The sequence below is a fragment of the Bradyrhizobium sp. ISRA442 genome (assembly GCF_038085055.1).
In the GTDB taxonomy this organism is placed as follows: Bacteria; Pseudomonadota; Alphaproteobacteria; order Rhizobiales; family Xanthobacteraceae; genus Bradyrhizobium.
On record NZ_JALGCN010000012.1, the window covers coordinates 173,905 to 196,247 of the forward strand.

A 22,343-nucleotide genomic window follows, 5' to 3' on the forward strand; every position below is an offset into this window, starting at 1 on the left:
GGACTTCGATAAATTCAACCGCGACCAAATGAAGGGGATGGGGCGATGAGCAACCCGTCAGTTACAGCAACAATTTCCGCCAACGACCTCGCGAGCCCAAAGATTCGCGAGTTGATGGCCACTCTTAAGCAGGCCGAAAAGCTCGCTAAGGACGCCTTCGACGGCGGCAACATTGGCGGCAGGTACGCCAACAATATCAATCAAGCGACGCTTGCCGCACAAAAGCACGTTGGCGTCCTGAATCAGATGCATGCTGCCCACAAGGCCATCGCTGCGACGGTCGCAGGCTACGCGGGAATGAAGATGGTGCATGGTGGCGTTGATGCCATCAAGCACGCGTTGCCCTATCTGCGCGAGGATACCGCGATCAAAGCTCGCACGGGCTACAGCGAGACGGACATGGCCGCGCTGCGCAAGCAGCAAAACGAGCTGGCGTCGATTTACGGGGCGACCGTCGAAGCGACGCAGAAGGCTCATGAGACGTTCGGACGCCTGAAGTACGACGCCGCGACCAATCTCGCTATCACGCGCCCAACGGCCATCGGCGCGCGGGCGATGGGCGTCACGCCCGAGCAGAACGCCGAGTTGATGGAATCCATGATTTCGCAGTACGGCGTTCATTTCGATGGTCCGTCAGACGCTCAACGGAAGGTGACACTCCTAAACGACCTCGCCGCAGTCGCGACGAAGAAATCGAATATGAAATTTGAGGACGTGCTGGAATACGAAAAATATTCCGCTGCGGCCTCTAACGCAGTGGGCGTCAGCCCCGAGCAATCGCTTGCAATGGGGATGGCGCTTCGTCGTGGCGGCATCGTTGGAAGCGAGGCGGGTGTGTTCGCTCGCCAGTTCTATGCGCGAATGCTCGCGCCCACTCGAAAGGGTCGCGAGGCGGCTGCACAGGAAGGCATCAACCTTGACGAATACGCTTCTCACGGCCTCATCACCGGAGAGGGGCTAAGCGACAAGCTCGCGCGGACGTTCGGCAAGCGCCTGAGCAAGGAAGCTGTTGCGGGCATCAATAAGGAGCTTGAGGAAAACGGCGGCGAAGTGTTGTCAGATCGCGGCAAGTTCGCGGAGATGGTGCGGGGTGCTGCCGAGAAGAGCGGCGAGTCGCTTTCGAAGACCGATCAGAAGAATCTCGCTAAGGCCGCAAACGAATATTTCGACATGACCAAGCAGGGATTGCAGGGCGGCGCTTTGCTACAGCGCTTCCTCGATGCCAACAATCCCACGCTTATGCAGAACTACCTTGGCGACAAGCAAGGCGCGCGGGGCGTCACGCTCTTGCAAGAACGGAATAAGTATTTCGAGGCGCTCAACGACCTCGGCCATGCGGGCGGGTTCTCTACGAAGGTCGCGGACGAAATGAACCAGGGGCTCGCGTCCGCAGTCGACAGGCTAACGGCGTCTGCTGAAGCGCTGTCCAATACGATGGTGAAGGCCAACGAAGGTTGGCTGACGGGCGTTGCTAACGCCGCGAACTCCGTTACGACAGCGCTCACCAACTTGAGCCCGGAGGCCCAAAGAGCCGCTGGAATCTTCGCGGGCATCGCGACCGTGGCGGCTGGGGGCGGCTTGGCCTACAGCATGGTTACGTTCATCGGTAGCGTCAATTCGGCTTCGGCCGCGTTGCAGGTATTGGCTGCGCGCGCAGCGATCCCCGGCGCACCAGGCGGCTTGCCTAGCGCAGTCGCCCCCATAGTGGGCGGCGGCACCGTGGTCGCTGGCATTGGCGTAACCGCCGCGCTCGCCGCAGCGACTGGCCTATATTTCCAGTCCAAGAGCATCCGGACCAGCACGGACGAACAGCTCGACCGCAACATAGCTGATTGGGCTGATCCGGACTGGGCCGTTGCGAATGCCATCGAAAGGCAGCGACGGCGGAAGGCCAATATATGGGATGGTGTATCCGTTCCGCAGTCCGGGCCGTTCGATAGGTTCCAGCGCCCGACGCTTGACGACGTGTCGAGCCGGTATCTCCGCAACGGCGGCGATGGGGACGTAACGTCGGCAGGCTGGCAGGACTCAACTCGTTCAATCGGTCAGTCGTCCGGCTTCAAAGACGTTGCGGTTAGCGGCACCGTGACCGGCGAAGCCGAGCTGCACAATAACATGCAGATCGAAGTGAGGCCGTCGCAATACTTCGAGGGCCTGGTGAAGCGAGCTGAGAGCATGGCGACGTTGTCGCTGAACGGCCAGCTCGGCACCAGCATGCAAGGCCCTGGCGACAACAGCACCAAGCCCGCAGCGGCAAACGCTCTTACAGGGACGAAGTAAATGACGACACTGTTTCCAGAAAACAATTGGCGCGACCTGATGCAGAATACGTGGGCGGCGATTGAAGCTACCATGGGTGAAGGCGTCACCGTTACGCCTGTCAGATCGGGCGGCGTGAACTTTCCTACGATACCGGAGCCGGAGAAGACCGTCACCGCTACTGCGGTATTCACACGAAAGGCAACGAGCGCCCTGGGTGGGGGCAGGCTGCACAATATGCAGGCGATCACTCCGCTTGTGTCGACCAGCAAGCCAATCTTCCAGTTTGGCTATAACGCCCTGCCATTCCCACTTCGCCAGTACTATCGCATCAAGCTGTTGCGTACGGGTGAGATATACGAAGTGACCGATATAAAGGCCGATGGGGTCGCGTGCATCACCGTTGATGTCGTGCAACTCGGTCGACAGAAAATAGACGGCCCGGGAATCGTTGCCACACCAGTCCCGCCAATCGTCATGGGGCCGTGATGAGCAACGTCATCAAGCTTCAATTCGCACCCCGGTCGGCCGCTGTTGATACTGAAATGCCGGACGTGCTCGCGCTTGCGCTCGCTAAGCTGAAAGTATGCAGGGACGCCATCGACGTGTTGCAGCTCACGGAGGCCTTGCCGGACAAGCTGCTTCCGTACCTCGCGTGGGCAGCATCGCGCCGACAGGACGTTCCTGCGCGTTACGTCAAAGTTCTCGTGAAGTGCTGTGGGGAGCTGCTTCTTGAACGTGCGCTTGGCCGTGCGCGTTTGAGACAACTGAAGCAACGATTTCCAGTGAGCGAACCCTTCGCGGCGCTGTGAGGCCGTCAGGACTGTCAGCTATTTCGCCTGACACATATCGTGTTGCGTCCTTACAAGTGTTCTGCCACGCTCAATTGAGCCGAAGGGGAGTCATCACCACCCGGAGAGCCTGGACGCCAACAGGCTCTCCACCCAAAGGCAGGGGCCATGCAGACCATCGCAATTCGACGATACGACAACTACGATCCCACAACCCAGCAAGCCTATCCGCTTGTGGACCGCATGGTCCGCAAGGCCTGCGGCTCTTTCTTCCTGATCGAAGGCCCGGAGCGGCCTGGTGATCCTGAAGTCGAAAAGCCTTACAGCCTTGAGCACGTGTTTGAGTGGTTGCGGGATTGTCCATGGCAGATCGAGCGGACGGTGATCGTCGCCTGAACGTGCCTTTACCCGCGGACCTGAAGCGCCTCATGGACCTGGTGGTGACCAGGCACGTGTGGGGCCGGAATCTCAACGCAGAGCAGATGCAAGAGAAGCTTGCGTCCGCTCTCGATGAGGGCCGCCGTCATCTAGTCACCGTCCATGAGCAGGAAGACGGACGGCTAGGCATCGAGTTCGCCCCCGAGCTGGGCGACGTGGGGCGCGCGTTCACTGAAGCATCCAAGAGCGCTCCGAGCAATCGGCCAAGTTAGATGCGAAACGTTATAGCGGGTTGGTTCGCAGGTAGTCCAACTCTTTGCCGCGTATCCTCCCGGTTACGACCAAGTATCGCGGCATGCCCATAAATGCGAACAAGCGTATCCCGATCAACAAATGCGGCACTCCGGTTACGATGCAAGCTTGAGGATACACGTCGTGTAGAGCGTCGGGCTGATCGACAAGCGGGGCTCCACTCTTGTCACCCCCAATGAGATAAGGGGCGTTAGCATCTTTCCCCAGGATCAAATCCGGAAGCAGTGGCTCAAACGTTGTCTCGCCCAATCGCGCTACCGCATAACTATGAGCGATCTTGGCGAGCATGCGTGCATAGTCGAGCGGTCGAACCCTAGCTATCTTGATCGCCTCACCATCCTTTATGTATTTTTCAATTTCCCCCTTTGGGTGGCGAACGACTAGTTCTCCCTCAAATTCTGTTGCAGGATCGATATGACGAAGAAGTCCAGCTTCAGCCCAGTTGAAGCCCAAACAGGAAGTCGGAAAATTTGCTAGTGGGACAACGCTGCTCTCTAACCGGCCGTCCTCGCGAAAATTCATTGTCCGTTCGACCGTAGATTTTGCTTTCCTGCGACTCTTCAAGTTTAGCTTTGCGCGAAACGGCCCCAGAGTGCCTTGCAGACAGGACCCTTCGAATCCCTTTGTAATGTTGGCGCACTTGTCGCAGCTAGCCTTCGGCAGGAACCAGTCACCACCCTTCGGCTGAAGGCCATAAGGGATGATGTGTTCGTCTGAAAGACTCTCGGTTGACCCACAGTAAATGCAATGCCCAACAGGAGGGTACTTTTTGGCGTGCCATTGCCCGAAGATCGCATCTGTCGACTTCTCTGGCATCGAGTCCACCACCTTCGAGTCTCATAAAAATCGTCCGGCCCTCAACAAACGTCGTAGCTGAACTCAACGTTTAGCTTTGGGCAGGTGGCGTAGCGGGGTCGAGTTCGAAATATTGGGGATATAACGGCCCCGTCTTCGCCGCTTCGCGTAGAGCATGTCTGGCGGAGTGTGCGAGGCCGCGCATCGGATTTAGAACTTCGTGAGCCATCTGCCGTACAGTAGCTTCAAGCGCGCCTTCGACCGGGAGAGATACTTCGCTATCCGCGCTCGGCTTGTATAGAAATCCGGTGCCTTTCACGTAGACGGCTAGATAGGTCTCATCCTTGATGTGGTCATCCAAGTGTGCCCCGCCGTCCTGGTCGCGCATAATCCGAACTACTTGAAGCCGGGTCAATGTAGTGGTGGCTCCGATGCCCGACAGAACCCCTTCGTTCCACCAATCCGGCACCGGGAGACGGCGGCCCGCACTGAGAGGCTCGTGGCCAAATGGAACCGATTCAATAAAATATCCGCCTTGCCCATCGTCTGTTGAGTACGGCGTCGCTTCGACTGCTATCAGCGCGGTACCATGGGGGCCGCGCGAGTCGGCTGTAGAGGGCACTGTAAGCTGTCCATCCAAAACACCCAATTGGCTGAGGACTGATTTGTGGTTTCTCATGTCAGGCCCGAGCAACACGAAGATCGCGTTGGCGATCCGCACGGCCTCACTGCGATGGCCTGCATCGAACATCGCAGACGAAAGGCAAAGGGCGTCATACTGAACGAGCAGCGAATATTGCAGACCCAGTCTCGTTCGCCTCAGCACGTTTTGTCTCCCGTTGATCGCAGCCGAACGGAACAAAGAAAAGCGATTCAACCGAGAGTATACTTTAAGGGAATGTGCGACAAGGCAGGTCTAGGCTATTCCGATGCCCTCGGGGAAAGAGTATCGCGAGGAGAGGGGACGTGTGGAAAGGGATGAAGTGCCTGCCGATAGTGTTGGCTCTCGCTGTGATAGGGACGACCAGCGGGACGCAAGCGGTTGCCGATAACGGAGCACAGTCTGCCGAGTGCAAAGAGATTACTGCGCGCCTCATCGAATTGACCGGCACGACTTTCGATCACTACTCGCCCTCCGGCGACAACGTCTTCTTTAAGAAGCCCGATATGCATCTGAGCTGCATGAACCATCGAATTACTGGCGTTTCGCTAAACTGGGACGACAGTGGCTTCCCACCAAACGCGTGGTTCACTCTGCTCGCAACGGCGGGCAAGGCGGTCACAGGTGTCGACGCTAGGACGTTGGAATCCGCGTCGCACAAGTGCCACCGTGCAGCGTTGAAAGAAAAATCTGAATTGGCAGACCTAGACATCCCGAATGCAAAAATCGAGTGTCAGGCGTTCACGCGCGACGGAGGCGGGGTGAACATCCATATTTGGATCAACGACCATGAAGCGCGAAAGGGCATCGAGGAGCCGAAATGACTGATGCTTGGGGAACGGTAGGGGTGTTTGCGTTGGGAGGCATCGGCTGGATTGTTACGTCGTTTGTCGGCCAGCCATTTAGACGCTTCTTTGACCTGCGAAACGAAGTGATCCACAAGAGCGTGCTTTACGCCAACGTCCGCGCGGCACAACAGGCGAAGGTTGATGGCACAACGGAGCCCGTCGACGTGGACGATGACGAGCGGGCGAGATTGCGCGAGGCCGAAGATACTTTCCGAGACCTCGCGGCTAGGATGCGTGCATTTGCACTCAATGAACGCTTTGCCGTTTGGTTCGTTAGACTTTGGAGATTCAACCCAATGACAGCCAGCACGGCTCTTCTTGCGGTCTCAAACACACTGCACAGCTACGGAAAAGATCGAGCCTCAGCGAAAAGCCAACTCGAAAATGAACTCCGCTTCAAAACTGTCGCGGATTAGGACGGTCGTTTTTTTAGAGCAGGGAAGCCCCATGTCGCCATTGGAAGAAATCGTCGGTTGGATAGAAAAGCAAGAGTCCGAAATACAAAGTGAGATCGCTGGCTGCGCCGCATACTTATTGTTTGAAACCGACGACGTTCTGGCGCTCGGTGGGCCGGAGCAACTTGAGGCAGTGAAGCGTTGGCTAGGTGAACCGCACCTTCCACCGTATAGGGCCGTAGGCCGCGGGGTAAGATTCCGGGCGTGCTTCGAGTACTTTGCGGAGGGCAGATTCACCGAGTCTGGTTGGAAGCTGTCGGAGGACTTGCTCCGTGAAACTATCGCAGAGGCTACACGTGATCCGAACTCAGAGGCCGCTCGGTTCGCTCTGAATGCTCAGCGAAGGCTAAACAACATTCCCGCTCGGAAAGAGAAGTGGCGTCAGGTGGGGCACTCCTGGCGCGAGCTTGTCCAAGCCCATCTGACCAACGAGGCGCTCAGCGATTGGAGCGCTTCCGAGACATCGAAAGGTATGCAACCGGAGCCCATCAACGTCACGGGCACCGTGATCAAGCCGGGCTCCTAGCCGCGCCGTCATGCGGGTGGTCAAGCAGCCCGGTAAGTCTTTGAAAACAAAGGCTCGAATTGTGTGGGGGACCGTACGTAGCGCTCCCCTGACTCGAACCCCCGACAGGCCAACTGCTGCTTCCACGAAGATGGAATTAGATTGCAATTTCAATTACATACGAGTTCGCAGTTTTATTCTGAATGGCGCGCTATTCAATTCAAGCCCTTCAAAAAATGACCGGACGTTAAAGCGGTTCTTCAAACGGCGGATCGTTGTGACGGCTTGCCGTGAGATCTCGCGCGATCAGTGGCGGACAGTTGCCCCAGTTAAGAAGCAAGTGCGTTGTGATTGGTTGTTCGGCGTTCGCCGTTTCAGGCTTCTGGTTTGGTGGCCGGCTGCAAAACGGGGGTTCGAATCCCTCCCTCTCCGCCGAGCATTACCCTAAGTGCCTGATTAATTGAATCCCTCGGGAAAATAAGGGCTTTCGTTACCGGCCGTTGGTACAAAAGGTTGGTACAACGCATGGTCCTGATCATGGCGCGCCCCTGGCCGCATCCCGCCACCGGCATTTTCTGGTTTCGCATGGCCGTGCCGCTCAAGCTACGGCCGATCGTCAACAAGCGCGAAGAGAAATGCTCGCTGAAGACGCGCGATCCCGAGGAAGCCAAGATCCGCCACGCGCTCAAGGCCGCCGAGGTGCGGCGACGCTGGAGCGGCCTGAAGGAGGGCGTGCGGTCGCTGAGCCAGAAGGAGGCGCCATTGGCGCTCCCAGCGCCGCGCCGGCCCTGGATTCTCCTCATGGCGTGCCACCATCTCGCGATAGAACTTGCCGGCCAGCGCGACCGCAACGCCAATGACGACTATTCGGAAGATCCAAAGGCGACGCGGTTTCCCGAATGGCAGGGCGGTGCCAAGCCTGAGGTCACATCGATCGTCGCCGCGTTCAAGGTCCACGGCTGAATGCCTTTTCGTATTGGATATTTCTGGCCGGCGGGGCAATGCTTTGGATTGCGTTCGCGCTCGACATGGGTCCCGACGTCGGTTGGTTCGCTTATGTGCCACTGTCCGGCCCGCAATATGGCGCTGGTAAGCGCGCCGACATCTGGGCACAGATGATTACTTTCACCGAGATTGCGGCGCTGGCGGTCGCAATAGAGATTGTGGTTGCCGTTCTCAAGCAGCGCGCGCCCGGAATGTCACTTGACCGCATTCCACTTTTCGTCTGGTCGATGCTTGTTACCTCGTTTGTTGTCATCATGGCGATGCCGGCCATCGTGCTCGCAAGCACGAGTCTCATTCTGGATCGGTTGGTTGGAACCCATTTCTTCAATCCGGCGGAAGGCGGTGATGTGCTGCTATGGCAGCATCTGTTCTGGTTCTTCGGACATCCCGAGGTCTACATCATCTTCCTTCCGGGGGCCGGAATGGTGTCGACTATCGTCGCGACGTTCGCCCGACGCCCGCTGTTTGGCTATCTAGCCATGGTCATGGCGCTGATCGCGACAGCTGTCCTGGCGTTCGGATTGTGGGTCCACCACATGTTCGTGACGGGATTGCCGCGGCTTGGCGAAAGCTTCTTCACGGCATCCAGCATGTCGATCGCGATCCCTGCCAGCATCCAGGTTTTCTGCTGGCTGGCGACACTTTGGGATGGTGCGCTCACATTCAGGACTCCGCTGCTGTTTGTGATCGGCTTCATCGTGACCTTTGTCATCGGTGGCTTGACGGGCGTCATGGTGGCCTCCGTGCCCTTCGATACCCAGGTGCATGACACCTACTTCGTTGTGGCCCACTTCCACTACGTGCTGGTCGGCGGTGCCGTATTCCCGTTGCTGGGCGGCATCCATTACTGGTTTCCAAAAATCACCGGCCGGATGATGAGCGAAGGCCTCGGCAATGGGCATTCTGGTTGATCTTTGTCGGCTTCAACCTGACGTTCTTCCCGATGCACATCCTGGGCCTTCAGGGTATGCCGCGCCGGATATACACTTATCAGCCAGATATGCCCTGGCACGGTCTCAACATCTTCGTGAGTGCGAGCTCGGTCATTCTTGTCATTGGATTTCTCATCGTCTTCGCCGACGCGATCCGCTCGGCGCGCGCCGGCGCATCTGCGGGTGAAAATCCCTGGCACGCGCCGACGCTCGAATGGGCAACCGCGTCACCGCCGCCCAGCTACAATTTTTCGCAAATTCCGGTCGTTGACGGATCAAATCCGCTTTGGGATCGGCCCCGCAATCTTGCGGTAGCGAGCGGGCTCCGCGCGGATCGCCGCGAGTTGATCGTGAGCACCGTAGCAGCAGCAAGCCCGCAGGTGCGCGAGGCCTCGCCGAGAAATTCGATCTGGCCGTTCTTGGCTGCCGTCGCGACCACGGTGATGCTGATCGCGCCGATCTTCACGCCATGGGCGGTCGTCTGGGGATCCATACCGGTGGCCGTGGCTCTGATCGGCTGGTTCTGGCCCAAGGCAACGCCTGAGGATGAATCATGAAGGTGCAAGTTGTTGCCGATCTTTCCAAACTGCCCATGCATGGCTTGCGCACTGCGAGCGTGACTTGGTGGGGTACTCTCGCCTTTGTGCTGATCGAAGGGACCGGCTTCGCGCTCACGATTGCCGTTTATTTCTATCTGATGAACCTCGCGTCGACGTGGCCGATCAATGCGCCGAAACCGAACCTGCTGCCCGGAACGCTGGTGACAGCGATCCTTCTGGTCAGCGTTGTACCCAACTATTTCATCTCGCAATGGGCTGAGAGGGAGGACTTGCGCAAGGTCAGAATCGGCATCGTCGTAATGTCCGTTTTGGGAATATTGCCGGTAGTCGTTCGGGTCTTCGAATTTCCAGCGCTTAACATCAATTGGGACAGCAATGCGTACGGCTCAGTCATATGGACGTTGCTGGGTCTGCATACGACTCACTTGGTAACCGATCTGATCGACACCTTTGTATTGGCGGCACTGATGTTTACACAACGCGGCAATAGTTCGCGCCGCTTCGGCGATGTCCAGGACAACGCAATGTATTGGAACTTTGTCGTTCTGACGTGGCTTCCGATATATGGCTGCATCTATTGGATTCCCCGCCTATGAACCTCAATAGAAACCGTCTTGCTCTGGAGGTTTGCGCCGGCTTTTCAGTTGCGGCTGCGGCCTGGATCGTTAACACCCAACTGGGGCAGATCCTGCCCTATGTCGATTGCCAGCATCAGGCGCGCTACTCCGCGGCAGCATCATTCGCAGGCGCGATCGCCGCTTGCGCAGCGGGGGCGCTGTCGTGGCGCGCGGTGCGCCGCTCGTCCACGGCGGAGCCACTGCCGCCCGTACTGAGCTTCCTCGGGGCAATGAGTGCGTTGTCGGTATCGATTTTCGCTTTTGCTCTCTTGATGCAGGGGATGGCTTCATTGGTGCTCAGCGGATGCGAACGATAGTCATCGCAATCGTCATACTGGCTTCATCGATTGGCCGCATCTTTGCGCATGGCCAGGAGATACACCACAGCGGCCCGAGTTGGACGTTCGATCCCTGGGTTGTCGTTTCCTTGCTTGTTCTGGCCGCACCTTACGCCATCGGCAGCTTGGTTCTTTGGCAGCGCACCTTGATTGGATGGAGACATCAAGGACGGCAAACATTGACCTTTCTCGCCGGTTGGCTGACGCTCGTTGCTGCGTTGGTGTCGCCATTGCATTGGCTCGGCGAGCGTCTCCTTAGCTTTCATATGATCGAGCACGAGATCCTGATGGCCGTTTCGGCGCCATTGCTGGTAATGGGCCGGCCCATTGCAGCATTGTTGTGGTCGCTGCCCCGCGGTATTCGGATTGCAGTTGGCCGATTTCTGAGGCGGCCTGCGATCAGTCGGACATGGGCATGGCTGAGTGCCGGGCGTAGTGCGACGGTTCTCCACGGTGTCGCGATCTGGGGCTGGCATGCTCCGATTCTGTTCAATGCGGCGGTGACCAACGAAGCGATCCATCGCCTGCAGCATCTGAGCTTTCTGCTCACCGCTGTCTTGTTTTGGTGGTCAGTCCTTCAACGTGATAGGGCCGGTCCGGCGGCCTAGCATCTGTTCATCACTATGCTGCATACGAGTGCTCTGGGCGCGCTTATGGCGCTCGCGCCACGCGTTCTCTATCAGCCCGAGACCACAGCAGTCGCAGCCTGGGGCCTTACTCCGCTGGAGGATCAGCAGCTTGCCGGGCTTATCATGTGGGTGCCGGCAGGGACGATCTATGCCGGTGCTGCGCTGGCGCTGATCGCCCTGTGGATCAGGCACTCAAGCGAGGTCGGCGGAGGTGGCGATGCCGCCCGCGCAATCTAGCCGTCGATGGGCAGCCTGCGGTGCACTGGGGGTCGTCATTGCGTCCGGAGCGACGATTGGAGTGATTTGGAGTTCGCGGCTTCAATCCGAGACGGTTGCCCGTGCCATGGCCGGCGGCGATCCGGCGCGAGCGCCGTCGATCATCAGGCGTTACGGTTGCTCGGGCTGCCACGTCATTCTGGGTATTCCCGGCGGTGACGGCCGGGTCGGTGGACCCCTGTCCGGAATCAAGCACCGCGTCTACATTGGTGGCGTTGCACCGAATTCGCCGGACAACCCGGTGCGATGGATCGTCTCGCCACAAACATTTTCGCCGCGATCGGCAATGCCACGACTGGAATTTCGGAGCCCGAAGCGCGCGACGTCGCGACTTACCTCTATTCGCGATGAACATTGCTATGGCCTTGGCGTCTCGCGCGACGGCAGTGACTTGATGTAAACCGCAATGGCATTGCGGTCGCTCTGAGGCAGCATTGCAGTGTTGGTTACAACGTCGGTCATCGAGGATCCGATACGGCCATGGTTCGGCGTATTGCCAGACTTCAGCAGCTCGGCGATGTCCGCAGTGGTCCAGCCGCCAATCCGTCCTGGTGTTATGTTGGGGATATAGCCGACACCTTCCGGATCCACGCCGCCCGCGAATCGCGTGTCGGGCCGGATGGCCCCGAGCAGGTTTCGGGACGAATGGCATTCCGCGCAATGCGCCACGGCTTCGGCAAGATATTGGCCGCGATTCCAAGCAGCATCTCGCTCCTTATCGGCAACGATCGGCTCCTTGTCGAGAAACAGGAGCTTCCAAAGGCCAATCAGGCGTCGAACGCGGAACGGCGGAGAAAGAGCATGGGGAGGCGGCTTGCCAGATACCGCGGGCAGGGTTCTCAAATAGGCCATGAGGTCTCGGATATCGCCGACCTGCATTTTAGAGTAGCTCGAATATGGGAACACCGGATAATAGTGAAATCCGTCCGGAGACACTCCGCTCAGCAGGGCGTTGGCGAGATCGACCGTGCGCCACGAGCCGATTCCATCCTTGGGATCCATCGATATGTTGGGCACTCGAAAGGTTCCGTAAGGCGAGGCCAACGCCAATCCCCCGCCGAGGCGAAGTCGGTTCGACTGCCCCGGCGATGCATGGCACGACGCGCAGTCGCCGGCTACAAAGATGAGTCGTCCTTTGGCCGGGTCGCCGCCTTCGTTGAACGCAGCGTCCGAACTGTGCGAAAACGCGGGGCGCGGTTCGGTGAGAACCCAGACCGCGGCTATCGCACCGACAGCACCCGCCGCAAGCAGGATCGCCAGCCAGGAGCCCGCACGCACCATATAGCCTCGCTCAAAAAACAGACTGCTCAAGAATGCGGCTGCCGCCGTCGGGTTCGCGAGCGAGGGCGGCAGTTCTAGGCGATGAAGTCCTCCGGTCGGCTGGTGCACCAATGCGCTAACAAGGACCCGAGCGGGGACACCTCATTACCGCGCCAAGGCTGGGCGCGACAGTGCGTTCGACCGCTGTCGTGACCTGGTATGCGATCCGCTGTCCGGTCGCCGTCGGACTCGTTCGTCAGTGAAAAGCCTTAGCGAGAAATAGTTGATGGTCGCGCGCAGTCCCTCGTCAAGACTGATCTTCGGACTCCAACCGAGTACATCGCGCGCGCGTGAAATGGCGGGGCGGCGACGTCTGGGGTCATCACGAGGTAGCGGATGATACTCGATCGTGGACTTCGACCGCGTTTGCGCGACGATCAGATCGGCAATCTGTCTGACAGTTTGCTCCTCGGGATTGCCGAGATTGAACGGGCCGATGATCTCCGGTGGACTTTCCATCAGAAGCTGGAGACCGGCCAATAGATCGTCGATGTAGCAAAAGGATCGTGTCTGCGAGCCATCGCCATAGACTGTAATGGGCTCGCCTTTGAGAGCCTGCACGACGAAGTTCGAGATGATACGGCCGTCGTTCTCCAGCATGCGCGGACCGTAGGTATTGAAGATGCGCGCGACCTTGATCGGTATGCGATAAATGTGATGACAATCAAAAAAGACAGTCTCCGCAGCACGCTTGCCTTCATCATAGCATGCGCGAGGCCCAACTGGATTGACGTTTCCAAAATAAGTCTCCGGCTGCGGATGAATATCCGGATCGCCGTAGACCTCGCTGGTCGAAGCTTGTAGGGCTCGTGCCCGCTTCTCTCTGGCCAGCTCGATGACATGGCCTGCACCAATGACGCAGGTGTGCAAAGTGCCAATCGGATCGCGCTGATAATGACGAGGAGAGGCCGGACACGCCAGATTGTAGATACGGTCGATCCGACCGGCTATCTCCAAAGGATCGCGAATATCGTGCTCGATGAACTCGAAATCGGGATGATTCAGCAGAGGCCGAACGTTGGAGAACGTTCCCGTTACGAGGTTGTCGACACAGTATACGCGATGACCTTGTTGGATGAGCCGGTCGCATAGGTGCGAGCCTATGAAGCCTGCTCCTCCTGTCACGACAATATTCAGCTTCGAGGCGAAGCCCATTATGCTTCCCTTTCTTCGTTTGCAAGCCACCTGCAACAACATTTGCGATCGATCGACACGTCCGCGTTGCGGAGGCTTGGTCGCCGTCCACAATGTACAAACGAATATTTCGTGCGACCGTTCCTAACCTCGATCCAAGCCGCTGCGTGGAATGGAATTTCGGAAGATGTCGCCCTATGCAGGGTGTGCACGGATGACAACATCCCGACGAAACGGGAAGGACGGGCGGACTGGACTAGTGTAGCAACTACACCGCCGCGACGGATGGTATATCGGCGGGCCGGCTGATTGCCGTTCTCACGTATTGTTCAAATTCGATCGCCCGCGCTTCGGCCGTGTGGCCGTTAAGGACACGCTCGCGTGCGGCAGCCGCAAGGTTGAGGCGCTGGCGGTCGTCCGATCGTGAAAGGATTCTCACAACGTCGTCGGCATTGCTCGCGAGGAGAATCTCACGATCTGGGACGAAGAACTCCTGAATGCCTGGCCAGTGATCGCTGATCACCGGGACGCCGCATGCTGCAGCCTCGAACAGTCGAACGCTCGGCGAATAGCCCACCGCCGCCATGTGCTGCCGCGTCACATTCAGCGTGTACCGTAGGCTGCAATAGAAGGTCGAATGCGAGCCAGGCGGCAGATGTTCGATATGCTGGACATTGTCCGGCCAGGCCACAGTGCTTGGATACTGAGCTCCCACCACGACGAACCTGTGCTTCGGCAGCCGGCGGGCGGGTTCCACGAGAAGCTGCTCCAGGAGCGGTTGCCGATCCTCGCTGTACGTGCCGATGTAGCCGAGCGTCCACTGCGTTGGCACATTGACGGGTCTGTGAACGTCAGTGTCCGCAGCGCAGTAGAGTGCGTGTGCCCGCGGGCTTCCGTACATGCCCTTTATCAACTCGAGGATTGGACCTCCGGTGAACGACAGATACAGGTCAAAACGAGGAACGATCGCAGCGCTGATATATTCCGCAGTATTGGTTGCGAGCTTGCTGACGGTTACGGGAGTGTCGATGTCATAGAAGACGGTGACGCCTCGCGCGATACTGGTAATCCATTCGCCGAGAGCGGCGCCATCCGGCACGAATGAGCCAAGCACGACGACGTCGGCCGCCGACACCGTCGAGCCACACTGTTGCGATACGTCTTTCAACGAATCGTAGAGCTTGATGCGACAATGCGCTGAGCTGGTTAGGTCCCGATTGTCGCGATACCAGGGCACGTCGCGTTCGAGAAACGTTATGCGATGGCCTCGTGCGGCAAGCGCTTTGATCAGCGCACGATATGTAGTGGCATGACCATTACCCCATGAGGAGGTTATGGAAAGTCCTAACATCACGATGTCGAGCTTCATTCCGCTGCCTCGCTGTTGCTGATTGCGACGTTTAGGACCTCCATCAACTGCTTGGCTCGCTGCGAGTAGGTGTGCTGACTCAGAATGCGCTTCCGCGCGGACTGACCGATACGCTTTGCCTGCTCTGACCCGAGCCCGTCGAGCAGTTCGACCACGTCGTGGCTGCCCCTCACGACGAGAATTTCCTTGCCCGGCTCGAGGAAGTTGTCGATGCCTATCCAGGCGTCGGTAACGATGCACGCACCGGCGCCGGCGGCTTCAAAAATCCGTGTCGGTGGCGAAAACCCGAAGCGTGCCATGCTGTCGCGATTGATGTTCAATGTGGCAAGTCCGGAGCAAAGGAACACGTTATGTTCGCCGCTGCCGACGTGGCCTGCTATCCTGACGTTAGCCGGTACTGCCTTGCGGTCCCAACCCGCGCCGCCAAGCAGAAACTTGCGATGAGGACGCATTTGCGCGGGCGTGAGGAAGAACTCGTCGACCCGTGCCTCGCGATCCGGAAGTCGGTTGCCGAGGAAGCTAAGATCACATGCACAGTCGCTTCGAGCGGGGACAGGATAATGGGTCTGAGGGTCCAACGCGTTGTACACGGGGACACATTGGCGTGCGCCAAAGCGGCGATAGCTCTCGACCACCGGATCGCCGCCGCCATAAGTCAGGACCAGGTCATAACGGGGAACTGCCCGGTGCAGGTGATGAAGTGGGTCGCTCGCCATGCTTTCGAGGGTCGCCGGAGCGTCGACATCCCAGTAGACTTTCATCAGCCCGGCGCGCGTGAGTTCGGAGACCGCCACGTCGAGTTCTTTGTCGAATACGCCGACACCGCTTGCCTTCGCGATCAAATCGGCGTCGCGCACCGCTTCGTCCAGCGAGCGATGCCACCCGTCGTCCGCTGCAGGATAGACCACGACTCGGGCCCATTCCGGGTCTGGAATATCCCGATGCTGCTGGCGGCCGAATGCATCGGGTTCGTAGAAGGTGATCTGCTGGCCGAGCGCGGCAAGCGCCTTGAGTAAACCGCGATAGTAGGTTGCAGCACCGTTCCAGTAGGACGACACCAGGCTCGATCCAAAAAAAGCGATCTTCATGACGAAACCATCCGTTCTGCTACGGGGCCGGCGTCGCTTCGCGTCTGATTGCCTTTGATCCCAAGCGCTCGCGCGATCGCAAGCAGCTCGTGGGCGCGATGAGCACACGTGTGACGCGCGCGGATCGTATCCAACCCTCTGCTTGCAATCTCGGCGGCAAATTCACCATCCTGCACCAGCTTGCGGAGAGCTGCAGCCGCCGTTTGCCCATTCTTCACCGGGACGAAACTTCCCGGCGGAAACAGCCCTTCCGCATCATCCCACGGTGCGCTGACGAGCGGGATTGCGCAGGCGAGAGCCTCGAACATGCGTATGGTCGGAATGCCGGGAAGCGCCTCGACATAGGGGCGGCGGGGTACATGAACAGTCGTCCGGGCGCGGGCAAATGCATCCGGCACGCGATGGTTCGGAAGCCAGCCGTGGAAGTCGATTCCGGCAGCTTGCAACCGATCGCGCGCGGGCTTGGGATAGCGTACGCCAAAGGCTTGCGTCCTGAGGCCTGTTTCCACGACCGGCCCGACAAGGAATTCCTGCAGCTCACGGTCCCGTTCATCGTCGCCCCAGTTTCCGATCCAGATCAGATCGAATTCCTTGGTCGTGTACGGCCGAGGTCTGAACAGCGCGACGTCGGCCGCTTCATGCCAGGTGAATGCTCGCCGGCCCCAACCTAGGCGCTCATACACCTGGCGCAGCACCTCGCCGAAGGCGAGAACTGCATCGTAGTCGCCAAGCTGGAATCGACCGATCTGGTGGGGCGCCGTTATGGCACGGTGATGCGTGTCATGGAACAATAGGATAAATCGTCCGCCGCCGCGCCGCTTCGCACCGAGCCATTCGATCAGGATAGGGTCATTCCATTCGTGCGCGATAACGAGATCGGCTTGATCCAGCGCTTCATCGAGGTCGAGGGTCGCCAGATCGTAGCTCCGTAGAACTGCGCCAGGTACAAGCAAGGCGGCTTCACGCAGGTACTCGCTGCCTCCGTTCTGAATCGCATTGAGTCGGCTCCAGCCGTCGCGCGGCTCGTATACCGTGACTTGATGTCCGAGCCCGAGCAACTCGCGGGCGATGCCACGCAAGAAGTGGGCATTCCCGTGATTCCAGCACGATGCGAGCGAGTGGTAGAACATGACGAATTTCACTGCAGCACCTCGGCAGACCGTTCATGGGGCTCCGATGTCTTGGCGTGACCGGCGCTTGCCAGTTCGTGATACAATTCGAGATGCGCATCGACCGTCGCCCTCAGCGGGTAGCGTTGCGCCCTCCGGACGGCGCGCGTTTGAAGGTCCGTGCGCAGGGCATCATTGCGGATCAAACGGGCGAGCGTCGTCCGAAAGCCGGCCTCGTCGCGAGGGGCCACGAACAGAGCCGCTCCGTCCCAAAGCTCACGAAAGCTTGAGATATCGGACAGGACCAGAGCACAGCCGGCCGCCGCGGCTTCGAGAACAGTAAGACCAAATGGTTCGTAGACGGCGGGTGACGCCAAGATTGAAGCCCGCCGCATCGTCTCGAGTAGCTCGAGACGCGACAGCTCAGGCGAGCTTCCGGTCGGACGATGTTTGTCGTGGCAAACGGCGAGCGCTCCGTTCGTCTGGATCGGCCAAGATAGTTGTGGTGCGAGGTCGGCCAGCATGGACAGGTTCTTGGCTTCGTCCCATTGTCGGCCGGCAGCGAGAATGAAAGGCTCCTTCCCGCTGGGCGCAAGGTGCTCCTCGAGTCCGTTCCGGATCACAAGGCCCGCCCTCTCGGGCTGGTAGAGCTCGGTCATCCTGTCGCGGAAACTCCGCGTCGGCGCAATCCATCGATCCGCCGCGGCGAGCCCGGCATGAACATTAGCCATGTAAGGGAACCACCGCGGTTCAGTCGGCTCTTCTCCGCGACAGGCAAGCCACCATGAGCGCACACAGGAATGGGCGGCGACAATGACGGGAGCGTGCCAGGCGCTCATGGCCTCGCGGTAGCTGTTCAAATGCACGACGTCCGGCCTGACGCGATCCTCGATCGACGCAAGCCGCTCGGCGGCGCGCGACAGATCCAGACCTTCCGGATCGATCCATTCGAGCGCGAGATCGGTTGTCTCCAACGTCAGGCCGGGAGTGCCGCTGACGACCTCGACCTGGTCGCTACGTGCCGCAGGACCGAGCGTCACAAGCGAGACTTCTAGTCCCCTTCGGCACAGCCCGCGTGCCAAGGTCGACGCGTAGACCCAGACGCCGCCGACCGTATCGGTCGTCATCAGGATCCGGAGCTGTCGACACGGTGGCATCATCGCCTCAGCTCCGAGGCCAGCCTGCGAGCCATGCGGGAAGTCGCCGCCATCATATCCGCGCCTCCAGCAGTTCCGGAGACAGGGCGCTGGTGCTCACGTGGCCATCCAGCCAACGCTCCAGGCGTTGCAGGCCCTGCCGTACCGGCACCAGCGGTTTCCAGTTGAGCGCCTGCGATGCCGCGCGAACGTCGGAGACGTACCACGGCTGATCTCCGGGCCGCCAACTATCGAGGCGGACATCCGGCCGGTTGCCGCGCAATTCGGTAATGAACTCGAGCAAGTCCCAAAGGCTGATTGCGTTGGCAGGCCCTCCGCCGAGATTGAAGATGCGGCCAGGAACCTCATCAATGTTGTCGAGCGCTCCGATCCAGGCATTGACGGCGTCATCGACAAACAGGGCGTCGCGCACTTGGTGTCCGTCTCCGTAAATCGTAATCGGCCGCTGCTGAATGGCCTGGAGCAGAAAATGCGCGATCCAGCCCTGATCCTCGTTACCGAACTGCCGCGGGCCGTAGATGCAGCTCATGCGGAGTACGACCGACCGCAGTTCGAAGACGCGGGCATAATCGCGAACGTACTGGTCCGCCGCCCCCTTCGAACATCCGTAGGGGCTGTACAGATCGAGCGGCGTGTCCTCTCCCACACCATGAGCGAGTCGCGGCTCGTCGGGTACGTAGCGGCCATCGACGTGGTGCACCTGAGAAGGGTCGAGCAACTTGCCGTAGACTTTGTTGGTCGATGCAAAGATGACCGGCGCACGCGGATTGTGCCGACGGATCGCTTCCAGCACATTGAGCGTGCCGCGCCCATTGACCTCGAAGTCCGAGATCGGATCGGCGAGACTGGTGGTAACTGCCACCTGGGCCGCGAGATGCATGACGGCACTGCTCGCCGAGACCAACGCGTCGACGGCCTCTGTGTCGCGGGTATCGGCCACCTCGATCGCAACGTTGTTGCCGTGTCGGTGCCTCAGCCAGTCGGCGTTCTCTCGGGATCCTCGACGCGACAGGTTGTCCATTGCCAGGACGCTGTGCCCGCGCGCAGCAAGGCTGGCTGCGATATTGCAGCCGAGAAATCCGCAGCCGCCGGTCACCAGCACGCGATCGGACGTTGTCTTGATGTTGGGAGCGACCAAGCTCATGCCACCAGCCCCCGATTCTCCAGCTCTCGCGTGGCGGCCTCAACCGAATCGGTGGCCGCTTGACCGGTGAGCCATTCCGCGAGCTCCCTCAATCCGGTGTCGAAATCGACTTTCGGCGCATAGCCAAGCTGATTACGCGCCTTGGTGATGTCGGCAAAGCAATGGCGAATGTCGCCCGCCCGATACTTGCCGGTCACGCAGGGAGCAATATGCGGTCGATCGGTGACGCGGGCGAGATCGATTGCGACGGAGTTGATCGTGCGGCGCTCACCCGAGCCGATGTTGTAGACTTCATTGACGCCATCTCGACATTCAAGCGCAAGCTTGCACGCACGCGCGACGTCCTGCACATGCACAAAGTCGCGGCATTGGTTGCCGTCCTCGAAGATCAGGGGAGTGCGGTCGTTCAACAGTCGCGACGCAAATATCGATAGAACTCCGGTGTAGGGATTGGAGAGCGACTGCCGTGGTCCATAGACATTGAAGAACCGCAGCGCCACGGTCGGAATGCCATAGGCGCTGCCGACAATCAGGCATTGACGCTCCTGATTGTATTTGCCCAGGGCGTAGATCGAACTCAACGAAGGCGATTTGCTTTCGGGAGTCGGCAATGGGTTCAGCGGTGCGCCGTCGTTATCCAGGACCTCCCAAACGCCGCGACGAAGTTGTTCGATCGATCGCTGCTGTGGCGCGATTTCGTCTCCACCGTTGCGGCTCGCCAGACCTTCGCCATAGACACTCATTGAGGATGCGCAGACGAGCTTCTCGACCGGCCGCGCGGCGATCGCTTGCATCAGCACGGCAGTGCCGAGATCGTTCGCACTCGTATATGAGACAATCTCGTACATGCTCTGACCGACGCCGACCGCAGCGGCGAGATGAATTACGATGTCCGCGCCGACAAGCGCCCGCTCGACATCGCTCTCGTTCCGTACATCGCCGACGATAAGTTCGACCTCCGAATTAAGATAGATCGGAGGCGCGCCATCTCGGTGGACTTGCGAAGTGAGCGCGTCCAGCACCCGCACCGAATAGCCGGACGAGAGCAGAAGGTCGGCGACATGGGAGCCGATGAATCCGGCGCCGCCTGTGATCAATACGCGTTTCGACATCGTCGCTCCTGAAACTGCTGTCCTGATATTCATCAAAGGGAATTCGTCGATCCGAGAAAGAACGCGCTAGTCTCATGAAAGGCGCATGTTCTGGTCGCAAAGCCGACGCAGCCTCGCGGAGCACACAGGCGTCGAACGCGGAGCAAAATTGTTCGTTCCTGAATTTGTGATGAGGATTGCGCGCGGCTGACGGGAGCTGCTCGCGCGGCACTAGAACTCAGATGCTAGTCGGGTTCAAATTCATTATCATATGTTAGCTGGCCATCGACCGTAATTGCGCGATCCTCAGTTATGCAACATGCCGCGCGCCGTTCCCGCCGACATTGGCGCGAGCGCCAAATGTGCGGATACGGCCGCAGCGACATCGGCATAGGTCTCGCGCCGGCCCAGTGAACCGGATCCGGTCGATGGTCCGAACAACAGCACCGGAACCTGTTCACGCGTGTGATCGGTACCGCGCCAGGTTGGATCGCAGCCGTGATCGGCGGTGATAACAATGATGTCATCCGGGCGCATCATCTTGCGGATGGCCGGGATGCGCGCATCGAAATCCTCCAGCGCCGCGGCATAACCGGCCGGATCGCGGCGATGGCCGTGAATGGTGTCGAAATCAACAAAATTTGCAAACAGCAATCCGCCATCAGGCAGCGCGTTCATTCCTTCGAGGGTCCGGTCAAACAATGCACCATTGCCGTTCGCCTTGAGCACGCGCCCGGTGCTGCGGTGCGCAAAGATATCGCCGATCTTGCCGACGCTGAGGACACAGCGGCCGGCCATAGAGGCGTGATCGAGCACCGTTGGAGCAGGTGGTGGAACGGAGTAGTCGCGCCGATTTCCTGTGCGGACGAAGCCTTCGGTTGACGAGCCGACGAAGGGTCGCGCGATGACCCGCCCGATCCGAAGCGGGTCGACCAGCTTTCGGGCGACGGCGCAGACGTCGTAAAGTCGCGCCAATCCGAAGCTCGTCTCGTGCGCGGCGATCTGAAAAACGCTGTCGGCTGAGGTATAACAGATCGGCTTGCCTGTCGTGACATGTTCGTTGCCGAGTTCGGCGATAATTGCGGTACCCGACGCGTGGCAGTTTCCCAGAAGGCCGGGAACGTTCGCCTGCTGACACAGCGCCGAGATGAGCTCTGGCGCGAAGCATGGCACTTGACGCGGAAAATAGCCCCAGTCGAAGAGAACGGGCGCGCCAGCCAATTCCCAATGGCCCGACGGCGTGTCTTTCCCTTTCGAGATCTCTGCCGCGCAGCCGTACCGTCCAATCGGAGCGGCGTCACCTTCCAGTCCGGGCGGCACGCGGCCGGTGGCCATCCGGCACGCCTCTCCCAGGCCCAGCTCAACCAAGTTCGGCAACCGGAGCCGACCGGCGCGCAGGGACACTCGATCGGCCTCCCCACGCGCGCAGACCTCGGCGATATGGCCAATCGTATCCGCGCCCTCGTCGCCGTAACGAGCGGCGTCTGGGGCGGCGCCGATGCCGACGGAATCCATCACGAGAATGAGGGCGCGAGCCATCCCAATTTCTCTATTCGCACACAATCTGAGG

At 59.4% G+C, this 22,343-nt stretch carries 21 protein-coding genes and 3 pseudogenes; 13 read left to right on the plus strand and 11 right to left on the minus strand.

Annotated features, from left to right (window positions below):
- Window positions 1-45: 45 nt before the first annotated feature.
- From MTR72_RS24925 to MTR72_RS24940, 4 genes are all read left to right on the plus strand, one after another.
- Entirely contained in the window at window positions 46-2,280 is a 2,235-nt protein-coding gene (locus MTR72_RS24925; protein ID WP_341511357.1) for a phage tail tape measure protein, read from the plus strand.
- Entirely contained in the window at window positions 2,281-2,748 is a 468-nt protein-coding gene (locus tag MTR72_RS24930; RefSeq protein WP_341511358.1) for a hypothetical protein, read from the plus strand.
- A complete protein-coding gene (locus MTR72_RS24935) occupies window positions 2,748-3,071 on the plus strand; it encodes a hypothetical protein (protein WP_341511359.1) in 324 nt (107 codons plus the stop codon). The genes MTR72_RS24930 and MTR72_RS24935 overlap by 1 nt, the downstream gene beginning before the upstream one ends.
- 147 nt (window positions 3,072-3,218) lie before the next feature.
- Entirely contained in the window at window positions 3,219-3,446 is a 228-nt protein-coding gene (locus tag MTR72_RS24940) for a hypothetical protein (RefSeq protein WP_341511360.1), read from the plus strand.
- A 264-nt stretch (window positions 3,447-3,710) separates the two neighbouring features.
- On the opposite strand, the gene MTR72_RS24945 is transcribed toward MTR72_RS24940, so the two are convergent.
- Together MTR72_RS24945 and MTR72_RS24950 are read right to left on the minus strand one after the other, a co-directional pair.
- Complete coding sequence (locus MTR72_RS24945) at window positions 3,711-4,556, minus strand: hypothetical protein (RefSeq protein ID WP_341511361.1); 846 nt, start codon at window positions 4,554-4,556, stop codon at window positions 3,711-3,713.
- 70 nt (window positions 4,557-4,626) lie between these two features.
- The gene (locus MTR72_RS24950; protein WP_341511362.1) at window positions 4,627-5,361 is read right to left on the minus strand and encodes a hypothetical protein; all 735 of its coding nucleotides are present in this window, start codon (window positions 5,359-5,361) and stop codon (window positions 4,627-4,629) included.
- Window positions 5,362-5,501: 140 nt separating this feature from the next.
- On the opposite strand from MTR72_RS24950, the gene MTR72_RS24955 reads away from it, so the two are divergent.
- From MTR72_RS24955 to MTR72_RS24995, 9 genes and pseudogenes are all read left to right on the plus strand, one after another.
- Window positions 5,502-6,020 carry a hypothetical protein gene (locus MTR72_RS24955; RefSeq protein ID WP_341511363.1) on the plus strand — a complete coding sequence of 173 codons (519 nt, stop codon included), beginning with the start codon at window positions 5,502-5,504 and terminating at the stop codon, window positions 6,018-6,020.
- On the plus strand, window positions 6,017-6,460 hold the full coding sequence (locus MTR72_RS24960; protein ID WP_341511364.1) for a hypothetical protein: 444 nt from the start codon (window positions 6,017-6,019) through the stop codon (window positions 6,458-6,460). Before MTR72_RS24955 ends, MTR72_RS24960 begins: the two co-directional genes overlap by 4 nt.
- A 31-nt stretch (window positions 6,461-6,491) precedes the next feature.
- Window positions 6,492-7,025: a hypothetical protein gene (locus tag MTR72_RS24965; RefSeq protein ID WP_341511365.1), complete on the plus strand. Its 534-nt coding sequence runs from the start codon at window positions 6,492-6,494 to the stop codon at window positions 7,023-7,025.
- A 516-nt stretch (window positions 7,026-7,541) separates the two neighbouring features.
- The gene (locus tag MTR72_RS24970; RefSeq protein WP_341511405.1) at window positions 7,542-7,967 is read left to right on the plus strand and encodes a DUF6538 domain-containing protein; all 426 of its coding nucleotides are present in this window, start codon (window positions 7,542-7,544) and stop codon (window positions 7,965-7,967) included.
- Window positions 7,952-9,498 (plus strand): annotated as a pseudogene (locus MTR72_RS24975) (cbb3-type cytochrome c oxidase subunit I); the annotation flags it as partial. The gene MTR72_RS24970 and the pseudogene MTR72_RS24975, both read left to right, overlap by 16 nt.
- The gene (locus MTR72_RS24980) at window positions 9,495-10,097 is read left to right on the plus strand and encodes a cytochrome c oxidase subunit 3 (protein ID WP_341511366.1); all 603 of its coding nucleotides are present in this window, start codon (window positions 9,495-9,497) and stop codon (window positions 10,095-10,097) included. The pseudogene MTR72_RS24975 and the gene MTR72_RS24980, both read left to right, overlap by 4 nt.
- Complete coding sequence (locus MTR72_RS24985; protein WP_341511367.1) at window positions 10,094-10,435, plus strand: hypothetical protein; 342 nt, start codon at window positions 10,094-10,096, stop codon at window positions 10,433-10,435. The genes MTR72_RS24980 and MTR72_RS24985 overlap by 4 nt, the downstream gene beginning before the upstream one ends.
- Window positions 10,423-11,322: pseudogene (locus tag MTR72_RS24990) on the plus strand (cytochrome c oxidase assembly protein). Before MTR72_RS24985 ends, MTR72_RS24990 begins: the two are co-directional and overlap by 13 nt.
- Window positions 11,303-11,712, plus strand: a pseudogene (locus MTR72_RS24995) (c-type cytochrome). Before MTR72_RS24990 ends, MTR72_RS24995 begins: the two co-directional pseudogenes overlap by 20 nt.
- A gap of 6 nt (window positions 11,713-11,718) precedes the next feature.
- Here the strand turns inward: MTR72_RS24995 and MTR72_RS25000 are convergent.
- The 9 genes from MTR72_RS25000 to MTR72_RS25040 form a co-directional block, all read right to left on the minus strand.
- On the minus strand, window positions 11,719-12,642 hold the full coding sequence (locus MTR72_RS25000) for a c-type cytochrome (protein WP_341511406.1): 924 nt from the start codon (window positions 12,640-12,642) through the stop codon (window positions 11,719-11,721).
- A gap of 144 nt (window positions 12,643-12,786) precedes the next feature.
- Window positions 12,787-13,836: a UDP-glucuronic acid decarboxylase family protein gene (locus tag MTR72_RS25005; protein ID WP_341511368.1), complete on the minus strand. Its 1,050-nt coding sequence runs from the start codon at window positions 13,834-13,836 to the stop codon at window positions 12,787-12,789.
- A 247-nt stretch (window positions 13,837-14,083) separates the two neighbouring features.
- Complete coding sequence (locus MTR72_RS25010; RefSeq protein WP_341511369.1) at window positions 14,084-15,184, minus strand: CgeB family protein; 1,101 nt, start codon at window positions 15,182-15,184, stop codon at window positions 14,084-14,086.
- Window positions 15,181-16,272, minus strand: a complete 1,092-nt coding sequence (locus MTR72_RS25015) for a CgeB family protein (RefSeq protein ID WP_341511370.1) — start codon at window positions 16,270-16,272, stop codon at window positions 15,181-15,183. The genes MTR72_RS25010 and MTR72_RS25015 overlap by 4 nt, the downstream gene beginning before the upstream one ends.
- Entirely contained in the window at window positions 16,269-17,414 is a 1,146-nt protein-coding gene (locus MTR72_RS25020) for a CgeB family protein (RefSeq protein ID WP_341511371.1), read from the minus strand. The genes MTR72_RS25015 and MTR72_RS25020 overlap by 4 nt, the downstream gene beginning before the upstream one ends.
- Complete coding sequence (locus MTR72_RS25025; RefSeq protein ID WP_341511372.1) at window positions 17,411-18,541, minus strand: glycosyltransferase family 4 protein; 1,131 nt, start codon at window positions 18,539-18,541, stop codon at window positions 17,411-17,413. The genes MTR72_RS25020 and MTR72_RS25025 overlap by 4 nt, the downstream gene beginning before the upstream one ends.
- 49 nt (window positions 18,542-18,590) lie before the next feature.
- Complete coding sequence (locus MTR72_RS25030; RefSeq protein WP_341511373.1) at window positions 18,591-19,682, minus strand: NAD-dependent epimerase/dehydratase family protein; 1,092 nt, start codon at window positions 19,680-19,682, stop codon at window positions 18,591-18,593.
- Window positions 19,679-20,794, minus strand: coding sequence for an NAD-dependent epimerase/dehydratase family protein (locus tag MTR72_RS25035; RefSeq protein ID WP_341511374.1), 1,116 nt, complete (start codon window positions 20,792-20,794; stop codon window positions 19,679-19,681). Before MTR72_RS25035 ends, MTR72_RS25030 begins: the two co-directional genes overlap by 4 nt.
- A gap of 285 nt (window positions 20,795-21,079) precedes the next feature.
- Window positions 21,080-22,312 carry a phosphopentomutase gene (locus MTR72_RS25040; RefSeq protein ID WP_341511375.1) on the minus strand — a complete coding sequence of 411 codons (1,233 nt, stop codon included), beginning with the start codon at window positions 22,310-22,312 and terminating at the stop codon, window positions 21,080-21,082.
- Between the last annotated feature and the right edge of the window lie 31 nt (window positions 22,313-22,343).

What these genes read in the sequence shown, in the direction of transcription:
- MTR72_RS25010 (WP_341511369.1), bottom strand. Translation starts at nt 15,184, where the DNA reads ATGAAGCTCGACATCGTGATGTTAGGACTTTCCATAACCTCCTCATGG.
- MTR72_RS25000 (WP_341511406.1), bottom strand. Translation starts at nt 12,642, where the DNA reads ATGGTGCGTGCGGGCTCCTGGCTGGCGATCCTGCTTGCGGCGGGTGCT.
- MTR72_RS24970 (WP_341511405.1), top strand. Translation starts at nt 7,542, where the DNA reads ATGGCGCGCCCCTGGCCGCATCCCGCCACCGGCATTTTCTGGTTTCGC.
- MTR72_RS24930 (WP_341511358.1), top strand. Translation starts at nt 2,281, where the DNA reads ATGACGACACTGTTTCCAGAAAACAATTGGCGCGACCTGATGCAGAAT.
- MTR72_RS24945 (WP_341511361.1), bottom strand. Translation starts at nt 4,556, where the DNA reads ATGCCAGAGAAGTCGACAGATGCGATCTTCGGGCAATGGCACGCCAAA.
- MTR72_RS25030 (WP_341511373.1), bottom strand. Translation starts at nt 19,682, where the DNA reads ATGAGCTTGGTCGCTCCCAACATCAAGACAACGTCCGATCGCGTGCTG.
- MTR72_RS24935 (WP_341511359.1), top strand. Translation starts at nt 2,748, where the DNA reads ATGAGCAACGTCATCAAGCTTCAATTCGCACCCCGGTCGGCCGCTGTT.
- MTR72_RS24985 (WP_341511367.1), top strand. Translation starts at nt 10,094, where the DNA reads ATGAACCTCAATAGAAACCGTCTTGCTCTGGAGGTTTGCGCCGGCTTT.
- MTR72_RS24940 (WP_341511360.1), top strand. Translation starts at nt 3,219, where the DNA reads ATGCAGACCATCGCAATTCGACGATACGACAACTACGATCCCACAACC.
- MTR72_RS25040 (WP_341511375.1), bottom strand. Translation starts at nt 22,312, where the DNA reads ATGGCTCGCGCCCTCATTCTCGTGATGGATTCCGTCGGCATCGGCGCC.
- MTR72_RS25015 (WP_341511370.1), bottom strand. Translation starts at nt 16,272, where the DNA reads ATGAAGATCGCTTTTTTTGGATCGAGCCTGGTGTCGTCCTACTGGAAC.
- MTR72_RS24960 (WP_341511364.1), top strand. Translation starts at nt 6,017, where the DNA reads ATGACTGATGCTTGGGGAACGGTAGGGGTGTTTGCGTTGGGAGGCATC.
- MTR72_RS25035 (WP_341511374.1), bottom strand. Translation starts at nt 20,794, where the DNA reads ATGTCGAAACGCGTATTGATCACAGGCGGCGCCGGATTCATCGGCTCC.
- MTR72_RS25005 (WP_341511368.1), bottom strand. Translation starts at nt 13,836, where the DNA reads ATGGGCTTCGCCTCGAAGCTGAATATTGTCGTGACAGGAGGAGCAGGC.
- MTR72_RS24965 (WP_341511365.1), top strand. Translation starts at nt 6,492, where the DNA reads ATGTCGCCATTGGAAGAAATCGTCGGTTGGATAGAAAAGCAAGAGTCC.
- MTR72_RS24980 (WP_341511366.1), top strand. Translation starts at nt 9,495, where the DNA reads ATGAAGGTGCAAGTTGTTGCCGATCTTTCCAAACTGCCCATGCATGGC.
- MTR72_RS25025 (WP_341511372.1), bottom strand. Translation starts at nt 18,541, where the DNA reads ATGATGCCACCGTGTCGACAGCTCCGGATCCTGATGACGACCGATACG.
- MTR72_RS24925 (WP_341511357.1), top strand. Translation starts at nt 46, where the DNA reads ATGAGCAACCCGTCAGTTACAGCAACAATTTCCGCCAACGACCTCGCG.